Source organism: Enterovibrio baiacu (assembly GCF_004120195.1).
Lineage (GTDB): Bacteria > Pseudomonadota > Gammaproteobacteria > Enterobacterales > Vibrionaceae > Enterovibrio > Enterovibrio baiacui.
This window is the reverse complement of the sequence record NZ_SCHN01000002.1, coordinates 1-8,767: the sequence shown is the minus strand read 5'-3', so window position 1 is coordinate 8,767 and position 8,767 is coordinate 1. Positions and strand designations below refer to the sequence as shown.

Below are 8,767 nucleotides of genomic sequence, written 5' to 3'. Positions count from 1 at the left end.
GAGAAACACCCCAACCGGGTCATTGCAGACGCAGCTGATGAGAATAGGTTAAGACCATTTGCAGAGAGCCTGTTAATGCGGCGGGCACATTTGATGCCTTCTAACGAATAAGGCACTGCAACCGCGCAATGTCATCAGGGCCATGACGAGAGTCAGATAAAGGCCGAATGTAGAGCGGCAGTCCATAACGTATCTCAGAATGTCTTGCGGATGTTTGACGAACGGGGGGATCCATGTAGCCCTGTTAAGGGGCAAATTGTAGTTGGCTAAAATTGTGAGCGGAGCGAAACAGCCAACTGTTATTTGTCCCGCTTGAACAGCTTGTATGGAAAATATCCTGACCGAAATGACCTGTTTTGGGTAAAGTGAGACCCAGGCTTTAGCTGCAACTAAAGCTTTCTATATGGCAGTTCGATTGAACGCTGGCTCCTCTATCGAGAGACCGATAACAAACAGGAACGCCACATAGGACTCCAAGCTTAAACCTCGAATAGTCGACTGGGTCTCGAACCCGCATTTCGCAAGCATGAGTGAGCTTATTATGAATTCCAATATCACGCAAAATATCAACGTCGGTGTTGATACAGGGAAAACACAATTAGATATTCATATTCGCCCGATTAATCTCTTTTTCTCTGTCGAGAACAGCCAAAAGGGTATTAAAGATGCACTTAAGGTTATCCAAAAACACTCGCCTGAACGCATTGTTATCGAAGCAACTGGACGGTTAGAAATGATGTTTGTGTTGGCCTGTGCTGAAGCTAACCTGCCTATCGTTCGTGCCAATCCCATACACATTAAACGGTTCGCAGGCGCTATTGGTCGTAGAGCAAAAAATGACAGGCTTGATGCAGAGCTCATCGCACACTATGCCGAGGCTATAAAACCTACCATCACTCCAATCAAATCGGAAAATATCCGAATCATGAGTGACTTAGTCATCCGAAGAAATCAGTTACTCTCCATGCAAACCATGGAAAAAAATCGGTTGAGCATATTGCCAAAGTCATTGTATTCAACCATCAAACCAATGCTAACAACACTCAAAAATCAAATCTCAAAAATAGAAGAAAAGCTGACAAGCCTGATTGAAAGCTGCCCCGAGTATCAAGCCAAAAACGCTATCTTACAGAGCGTTCCTGGGATCGGGAATATTGCGGCCGCTTCGATAATCAGCAATGTGCCTGAACTTGGCTATATCAACAACAAACAAGCGTCTTCCCTGATTGGTGTAGCTCCCATGACAAAAGAAAGTGGACGCTACAAAGGAAAACGCGTCATCCAAGGAGGACGCGCTCAAGTGCGGACAGTTCTTTACATGGCAATGATGTCTGCGATGCAATGTAACCCTACTTTTAAAGCAACCTACACGCGTTTAGTCAACGCTGGAAAACCCAAAAAAGTCGCCATCATTGCCTGTGTGAGAAAGATGGTTGTTATCTTAAATTCTATGCTCAGAGACGGCAGCATGTGGGATGAAAACAGTGCTAAGAATTAATCATTGACGCCATAGTCGTTTGTTAGGCGAAAACGAACCACCCCATAGAATCTGCGTATTTGAATAACATACCGCTACACATCAGAACGACAATGACTCTTAAATATGCAGGGTTAATTTTGAATAATAAGTGTGATCCTAGCCATGCGCCTACAACCTGACCAAGCATCATTAAAATCCCTATAACCCACACAACATGACCTGCAACTATAAATACAATTAAAGATGCTATATTAGTAGCAAAATTCAGTGGTTTGGCTATAGCCGTAGATGTTATTAAGTCATGTCCTCGACATGTAACACCAGATAAGGCGAAAAATGAGCCTGTACCTGGACCAAACATACCATCATAATAACCAATAAAAGGAATAATTATATTTTTATACTTCTGATTACTTAATTTAGGCTTTCCTTGAGTTTTAATTGGCTTGGGAGATATAAGAAAATAAATAGCAATAAACAAAAGTACAATAGGAATCACAAACGTTAATACATCTGTATTAATAAATTGCACTGTAACAGTTCCAAGTCCAGCACCTATAAAAGCAGTCAACATTAAATATTTAACATTATCCCAATTAATTTTTTTATTGTTAAGCATAATATAAGATGCTGTAGCCGTTCCCATACTACCTTGTAACTTATTTGTTCCAAGAGCAGCCAAAGGAGGAACACCACTTAAAATAAGAGCGGGTATTGAAATTAACCCACCGCCACCTGCTAATGTGTCTAGTAGTCCAGCAATAACAGCGACTAAAAATAAAAGTGACAGTATTTCAATAGAATAATTCGCAAGTTCCAATTAGATACTCCTTTCGCCTAACGCTGAGCTAAGCGGTGCTTAACCCAGCTAAAATCAGCCCTCGTAATCACGAAAGCCTGTTTGAAAAAATTGCGTGAATGTTAAGCGTCCAGCTTTAGCGACTTGTTAGCGCTGTGCTCGAACGCATTAAGTAATGCCAAATATCGCTAAGACAACCGACAGGGCAGCATATTCTTTCATTTTCTCTTCATGCCTGCACTTGTGCTTACTGACGCAATCACTGATTTCCTTAGCTATGATTGGCTCTCCAGACAATTTGAATCCTTGAGCCTGTAGTTGGTTCAGTTCTTCATCATATGTGGCTGAATTTACGTCAATGTAAGTTACAACATCCTCTGATTGTAAAAATTGCAATGTAACCATACTTCTCTCCTTTATATGTACACATTAAACGGGTTAAAAAAAGTCACATGTACTTTAAGAAGACTCATTAAGAGCTAACGCCAGAATAACGGGCGTTTTCCAAACCAATCTGTGTCAAACACCTAAATCACAGTGTTTCCATGAAAAAGTGCACCACGAGGAAATGTCCCGTTCATGCTTTTGTTATATGCGTGATATCCACAGCGCAACTCCAAAGATAAAGACCGGAAGAAGTGAAAACATGAAGTATACGGCATTGAAAAAGAACACCTTCTCCTTTCGTTCCTTTTCATCAATTTCCATAATAAACTTACTAGCCTTGCTCAGATGCCTATCGTCACTGACCACCTTATTGATAAATGCAGAAGTCAGGATTAGAGTCACAAATATAACTAGGATACCAAGCTCTGCACTTTTCCAAAATTTGGTAAACTCCAACAATGCAACATTTAGCACACCTACAGCTATTACTGTTGGAGTGGCAAGTCGTATGATTGTCGCCCAACATTTGCCATTGAAATCTCTGGATAGAATTCTTGTAACGTGGCAGATATACACGACGGATATCAATAGCTTTACTTCATCTGAAAGTTTCAATTGAACTACCATTTAGAATTGAGCATATAACGTCGTGATAACGGGCACTTGCCCGCACTAAACCCGACCAAACCAATGTATTCACACCACTTTCTAAGCGCTTCGAGATTGGCAAGGTGTCCCGTTCATGACCTTGTTAGCCGCTGAATACTCATACTATCGCGGCTTTGCCGCTAACACCCAACGAACGCACCATTTTGTGAATTCAACTGTGGCCTTCAAGGCAAAATCACTCGATAAAACCAAAGGCATTGAATTCAACTTAGCAAAGATAGCCACATGATTTTGCATCGAGTTTGGGATTGGTTTGAAGAGGGTTTTGAGATTAAACAACCTGCGACGAAGAGAGGAATTGCTTAACCAAACATCGCAAAATAAACACAGAGAAGAACTGACGGATAACGCCCGCATCTAGCGAATCCCCTCAAAATTCCTCTTCTAAACAATGAGAAAGACGCGCACCGTACCCTTTGATCTAATGAATTTCGCCAAAAACCACATTCCACCAAGAGGAATTACCGATGCGCGATATTCAAATTCTACAAGATACATTAACTAATCAGTGTCCCACTATTCATAAAAAACGGCTTCATTCTCTGCTACTTGCGACTCAATCCTCACTCGATGGCGCTGATCTAACACTCACAAAACTTGGTCGCTCGCTCGACGTTAGGACGACCGCTAAACATGCCATCAAGCGTGTCGACCGACTGCTGGGCAACACACAGTTACACCGTGAAAAAGATGAGATCTATAAATGGCATGCCAACCTTATTGCCCGCGCTAACCCTTGCCCTGTGATTTTGGTTGATTGGTCTGATGTGAGGGAACAACTTCGCTATATGACATTGCGTGCGTCTATTGCTCTCGACGGGCGTGCTGTCACGCTGTACGAGCAGGCTTTTGAATATGCTCAATATAACTCGCCAAAAACCCATCAATGCTTCCTCGATAAACTTCACGACATTCTCCCGCTCGCCACCACACCGATCATTATTTCGGATGCGGGCTTTCGAAATACGTGGTTCCGGCAGGTGCAAGAAAAAGGCTGGTTCTGGCTGGGGCGTGTTCGTGGTGAAGTCGCTATCAAACTCCACCGCCAAGATTGGCAATGCAATAAAGAACTCTATCCCAAGGCAAACGCTAAACCCGCCTACCTGGGCACTTGCCAACTGGCACGCCGCTCTCCTCTGGCTTGCCATGCTCATCTTGTGAAACAGGCTTCGAAAGGACGTAAAGTGCAACGTCATACCCGTACCAGTAAGAAGCATACGGCGTCTCGCCTCTTTGCTAAAAGCGCTAATGAACCGTGGTTACTGGTGACTAATATCCCGAATGACACACTAAACGCGATTCAGATAACACGACTATATGCAAAGAGAATGCAGATAGAAGAAGCATTCCGCGACTTGAAAAGCCCCGCGTATGGACTCGCTCTGCGGCATAACCGAACGCGTTGTATCAAGCGCCTCAACGTCTTGTTATTGATTGCGCTGCTGGCAGAGCTACTCATGTGGTGGAATGGCCTCATTGCAACAAAAGCGAAATGGCAATACGACTTTCAAGCCAACACCATTAAACATCGTCGCGTTCTCTCCATTCCTCGTTTAGGTAGAGAGGTGAGAAACCACCGACGATATTGCATCAATGAACAGCAATATCAGTGGGCTATGCTCGAGTATCAGAGGCTGACACATTCTTCTGGGTTGGGAGAATTATGAGGGGATCCTTCAGCGCCGCGTTAAGTGGTGAACAACGCCAACTACCAAACCTAAACCATTGTACTTTAAACACTAAATTCAACTTAAACTGAAATCGCCAAGCGTTGTGAATCCGTCTTAAACGCCTTGTTATGTGCGAACTTTTAGCTTGTAGGTGACTATTCAGTCACGCTTACTTTGGGCTCTTTCTCTGGTGTTGACCATTTAATGATTGCTCTAAGGTTCATTGAGAAAAAGATGATATTTGCAATTATCATTGCCACACTGCCAGTAAGATAACCAACTGCAACCCAACTGGTGTTTCCGCACATCATTAAAATGAACCCAATTTTGTTCTTATTTCCAATTTGCCAAATAGCAAGAAATGTAAGTACCATTGCAACCCAATCGATTCCATAGTACTGAAAATACTCCATTTTCCCTCCAAGCACATAACGTCGCAATAACGGGCGCTTACCAAACCACCCAAAACTGCTTTAATCCTTTGTATTCACAACACTTTGAAAAGCTGCCACGTTGGCAAAGCGTCCACGTTTATTGCCTTGTTATAAGCGACCTTTACTGAGCCTCTTAAACATTCCATAGGCTTCTGGGGCCGTGTAGTCAAAGCCCAGTTTTTCGTAGAACTCTGGTTTGTCCGCTATTAGTGATACGTAAGAGCCGTCATTAGCCGCTTTTTTAAGATAAGACTCTATTTTCTCCATAATCGTCTTACCTAAACCCAAGCCCTGATGGTCTGGATTGACTGCTATATCTACGATCTGGAAAAAGCATGCCCCATCACCGATAACTCTCCCCATACCGACCAAACCATTAGAATCTCTGACACATACTGCATAGAGCGAGTTACTTAAACCTACATGTGCTGCTTCAAGTGATTTAGCAGACAGACCAGCAACCAATCTTAGTTGACAGTATTCTTCCGAACTTGGAGTTTGCTCCAGTACTTCATAATTCAAAACTGAAAATTCCTTATAGCTTATAACGTCGCAATAACGGGCGCTTACCAAGCCGCCCAAACTGTTTTAATCCTTTGTATTCAAAACACTTTGAAAAGCTGGCTCGTTGACAAAGCGTCCCGCGTTGATTGCCTTGTTAGGCATTTGCAATCACGTTCATATTTTTTCCGTTTTCGAACTTACCTTTCTGAATACTAGAGCCTTTCCTATAGAACTTAGTCTTTGTGACTCGTGAAAACTGTGAAAGACTATGACGAGAGTTTACTACAAACATTAGATGCTGATTTTCATCATCCCAGTGCGACTCAAGTTTCCCTGGGTAACAAAAGAAAAACTCTTTGCCAAAGTGTTCTTCTTTCTCTTTAAAACCATCCATTTCAGCTACTGCGACTGATGACATTAGCTTAAGTGAATTAGCCCTTCCGTTCGGTGTATTTACAGGAGTGACCAGATAGAGCTCAAACTTTACGTCCAAGACTGAATACGGAGTCTTATTGATTATTTTAAACTCGTATTCGCCGTTTGAGTTTTTTGCAATGTATGGGGAGATTTCTATTTTTGGCTTTAACGTGTAGAGAAACAGAACAACGAGCAAAGAAGCCAGAAAGCCCGTCATAATCGATAATAGAAAATCCATACTCTTCCTTATGCCTAACGTTGTGATAACGGGCACTTGCCCGCGCTGAATCTGACCAAACCTATGTATTCACGACACTTTCTAAGCGCTTCGAGATTGGCAAGGTGTCCTGTTGATGACCTTGTTAGCCGCTGATTCTTAATACTATCGCGGCTTTGCCGCCAACACCCAACGAGCGCGCCGTTTTGTGAATTCAACTGCAACCCTAAAGACATAATCACTCGATAAAACTAAAGGTATTGAATTCAACTTAGCAAAGATAGCAACATGATTTTGCATCGAGTTTGGGATTGCTTTGATGAGCGTTTTCAGATTAAACAGCCTGCGACGAAGAGAGGAAATAGCTAACCAAACATCGCGAACTAAACACGGAAAGAACTGACGGATAACGCTGTGATAACGGGCACTTGCCCGCACTAAACCTCACCAAACCAATGTATTCACGACACTTTCTAAGCGCTTCGAGATTGGCAAGGTGTCCCGTTGATGACCTTGTTAGCCGCTGATTCTTAATACTATCGCGGCTTTGCCGCCAACACCCAACGAACGCGCCGTTTTGTGAATTCAACTGCAGCCCTAAAGACATAATCACTCGATAAAACCAAAGGCATTGAATTCAACTTAGCAAAGATAACCACATGATTTTGCATCGAGTTTGGGATTGGTTTGATGAGGGTTTTGAGATTAAACAGCCTGCGAAGGAGAGAGGAAATAGCTAACCAAACATCGCGAACTAAACACTGAAAGAACTGACGGATAACGTTGTGATAACGGGCACTTGCCCGCACTAAACCTCACCAAACCAATGTATTCACACCACTTTCTAAGCGCTTCGAGATTGGCAAGGTGTCCCGTTGATGACCTTGTTAGCCGCTGATTCTTAATACTATCGCGGCTTTGCCGCCAACACCCAACGAACGCGCCGTTTTGTGAATTCAACTGCAACCCTAAAGACATAATCACTCGATAAAACTAAAGGTATTGAATTCAACTTAGCAAAGATAGCAACATGATTTTGCATCGAGTTTGGGATTGGTTTGATGAGCGTTTTCAGATTAAACAGCCTGCGACGAAGAGAGGAACTAGCTAACCAACCAAAGCAAACTAAACACGGAAAGAACTGACGGATAACGTTGTGATAACGGGCACTTGCCCGCACTGAACCTAACCAAACCTATGTATTCACGACACTTTATAAGCGCTTCGAGATTGGCAAGGTGTCCTGTTGATGACCTTGTTAGCCGCTGATTCTTAATACTATCGCGGCTTTGCCGCCAACACCCAACGAACGCGCCGTTTTGTGAATTCAACTGCAGCCCTAAAGACATAATCACTCGATAAAACCATGCGTATTCAGTTCAACTTAGCAAAGATAGCCACATGATTTTGCATCGAGTTTGGGATTGGTTTGATGAGCGTTTTCAGATTAAACAGCCTGCGACGAAGAGAGGAACTAGCTAACCAACCAAAGCAAACTAAACACGGAAAGAACTGACGGATAACGTTGTGATAACGGGCGCTTGCCCGCACTAAACCTCACCAAACCCATGTATTCACACCACTTTCTAAGCGCTTCGAGATTGGCAAGGTGTCCCGTTGATGACCTTGTTAGCCGCTGATTCTTAATACTATCGCGGCTTTGCCGCCAACACCCAACGAACGCGCCATTTTGTGAGTTCAACTGACGCCTTAAAGACAAAATCACTCGATAAAACCACTGAAATTGAATCCAACTTAGCAAGGATAGCCACATGATTTTGCATCGAGTTTGGGATTGGTTTGATGAGCGTTTTCAGATTAAACAGCCTGCGACGAAAAGAGGAACTAGCTAACCAAACATCGCAAACAAACAATGAAAAGAACTGACGGATAACGAATGACATGGATCCCCCTTCATGTGGATTTTCCACACTTAGGTGTCTTTTTCAAAACCGGAGGTTCCATGTCTTCTTTAATCTTTTGCGGCGTTGACCTTGCCAAACACCACTTCTCTTTGCACGCGGTTGATAACCGTGGAAAGGTCATTCTTCACAAATCGGTGTCCCGCGCTAAATTGCTGACTACATTAGCAAATATGCCACCCATGCGTATAGGTCTTGAAGCTTGCAGTGGTGCGCATTATTGGGCGAGAGAGTTCATTCAACTCGGTCATGATGCGCGTATTATGGC

At 43.1% G+C, this 8,767-nt stretch carries 8 protein-coding genes and 1 pseudogene; 4 read left to right on the top strand and 5 right to left on the bottom strand.

From position 1 onward, the window contains the following. Window positions 1-541: 541 nt before the first annotated feature. Complete coding sequence (locus EQP46_RS00080) at window positions 542-1,498, top strand: IS110 family RNA-guided transposase (protein WP_129491724.1); 957 nt, start codon at window positions 542-544, stop codon at window positions 1,496-1,498. 22 nt (window positions 1,499-1,520) lie between these two features. Here the strand turns inward: EQP46_RS00080 and EQP46_RS00075 are convergent, their stop codons facing one another. Then, window positions 1,521-2,300 (bottom strand): TSUP family transporter, encoded by a 780-nt coding sequence (locus EQP46_RS00075; RefSeq protein WP_129491723.1) that lies wholly within the window; start codon window positions 2,298-2,300, stop codon window positions 1,521-1,523. A 147-nt stretch (window positions 2,301-2,447) separates the two neighbouring features. Beyond that, window positions 2,448-2,684 (bottom strand): hypothetical protein, encoded by a 237-nt coding sequence (locus EQP46_RS00070; RefSeq protein WP_129491722.1) that lies wholly within the window; start codon window positions 2,682-2,684, stop codon window positions 2,448-2,450. Window positions 2,685-3,408: 724 nt separating this feature from the next. Between EQP46_RS00070 and EQP46_RS24160 the strand changes: the two genes are divergently transcribed. Both EQP46_RS24160 and EQP46_RS00065 read left to right on the top strand, forming a co-directional pair. Next, the gene (locus EQP46_RS24160) at window positions 3,409-3,564 is read left to right on the top strand and encodes a hypothetical protein (protein ID WP_167482739.1); all 156 of its coding nucleotides are present in this window, start codon (window positions 3,409-3,411) and stop codon (window positions 3,562-3,564) included. A gap of 238 nt (window positions 3,565-3,802) precedes the next feature. Next, entirely contained in the window at window positions 3,803-5,002 is a 1,200-nt protein-coding gene (locus EQP46_RS00065; protein ID WP_129491721.1) for an IS4 family transposase, read from the top strand. A gap of 158 nt (window positions 5,003-5,160) precedes the next feature. Here the strand turns inward: EQP46_RS00065 and EQP46_RS00055 are convergent, their stop codons facing one another. The 3 genes from EQP46_RS00055 to EQP46_RS00045 all read right to left on the bottom strand — a co-directional run bounded on the left by EQP46_RS00055 (window position 5,161) and on the right by EQP46_RS00045 (window position 6,598). Continuing rightward, a complete protein-coding gene (locus EQP46_RS00055; protein ID WP_129491720.1) occupies window positions 5,161-5,418 on the bottom strand; it encodes a nicotinamide mononucleotide transporter in 258 nt (85 codons plus the stop codon). Between the two features lie 129 nt (window positions 5,419-5,547). Then, window positions 5,548-5,961 (bottom strand): GNAT family N-acetyltransferase, encoded by a 414-nt coding sequence (locus EQP46_RS00050; protein WP_129491719.1) that lies wholly within the window; start codon window positions 5,959-5,961, stop codon window positions 5,548-5,550. A 136-nt stretch (window positions 5,962-6,097) separates the two neighbouring features. Beyond that, window positions 6,098-6,598, bottom strand: coding sequence for a hypothetical protein (locus tag EQP46_RS00045; RefSeq protein WP_129491718.1), 501 nt, complete (start codon window positions 6,596-6,598; stop codon window positions 6,098-6,100). A gap of 1,942 nt (window positions 6,599-8,540) precedes the next feature. Here EQP46_RS00045 and EQP46_RS00040 point away from each other — a divergent pair. Beyond that, window positions 8,541-8,767, top strand: a pseudogene (locus tag EQP46_RS00040) (IS110 family transposase); the annotation flags it as partial.

Excerpts from the sequence above, each read along its gene's own strand:
- EQP46_RS00080 (WP_129491724.1), top strand. The coding sequence starts at position 542 with ATGAATTCCAATATCACGCAAAATATCAACGTCGGTGTTGATACAGGG.
- EQP46_RS00070 (WP_129491722.1), bottom strand. The coding sequence starts at position 2,684 with ATGGTTACATTGCAATTTTTACAATCAGAGGATGTTGTAACTTACATT.
- EQP46_RS24160 (WP_167482739.1), top strand. The coding sequence starts at position 3,409 with ATGACCTTGTTAGCCGCTGAATACTCATACTATCGCGGCTTTGCCGCT.
- EQP46_RS00065 (WP_129491721.1), top strand. The coding sequence starts at position 3,803 with ATGCGCGATATTCAAATTCTACAAGATACATTAACTAATCAGTGTCCC.
- EQP46_RS00055 (WP_129491720.1), bottom strand. The coding sequence starts at position 5,418 with ATGGAGTATTTTCAGTACTATGGAATCGATTGGGTTGCAATGGTACTT.
- EQP46_RS00045 (WP_129491718.1), bottom strand. The coding sequence starts at position 6,598 with ATGGATTTTCTATTATCGATTATGACGGGCTTTCTGGCTTCTTTGCTC.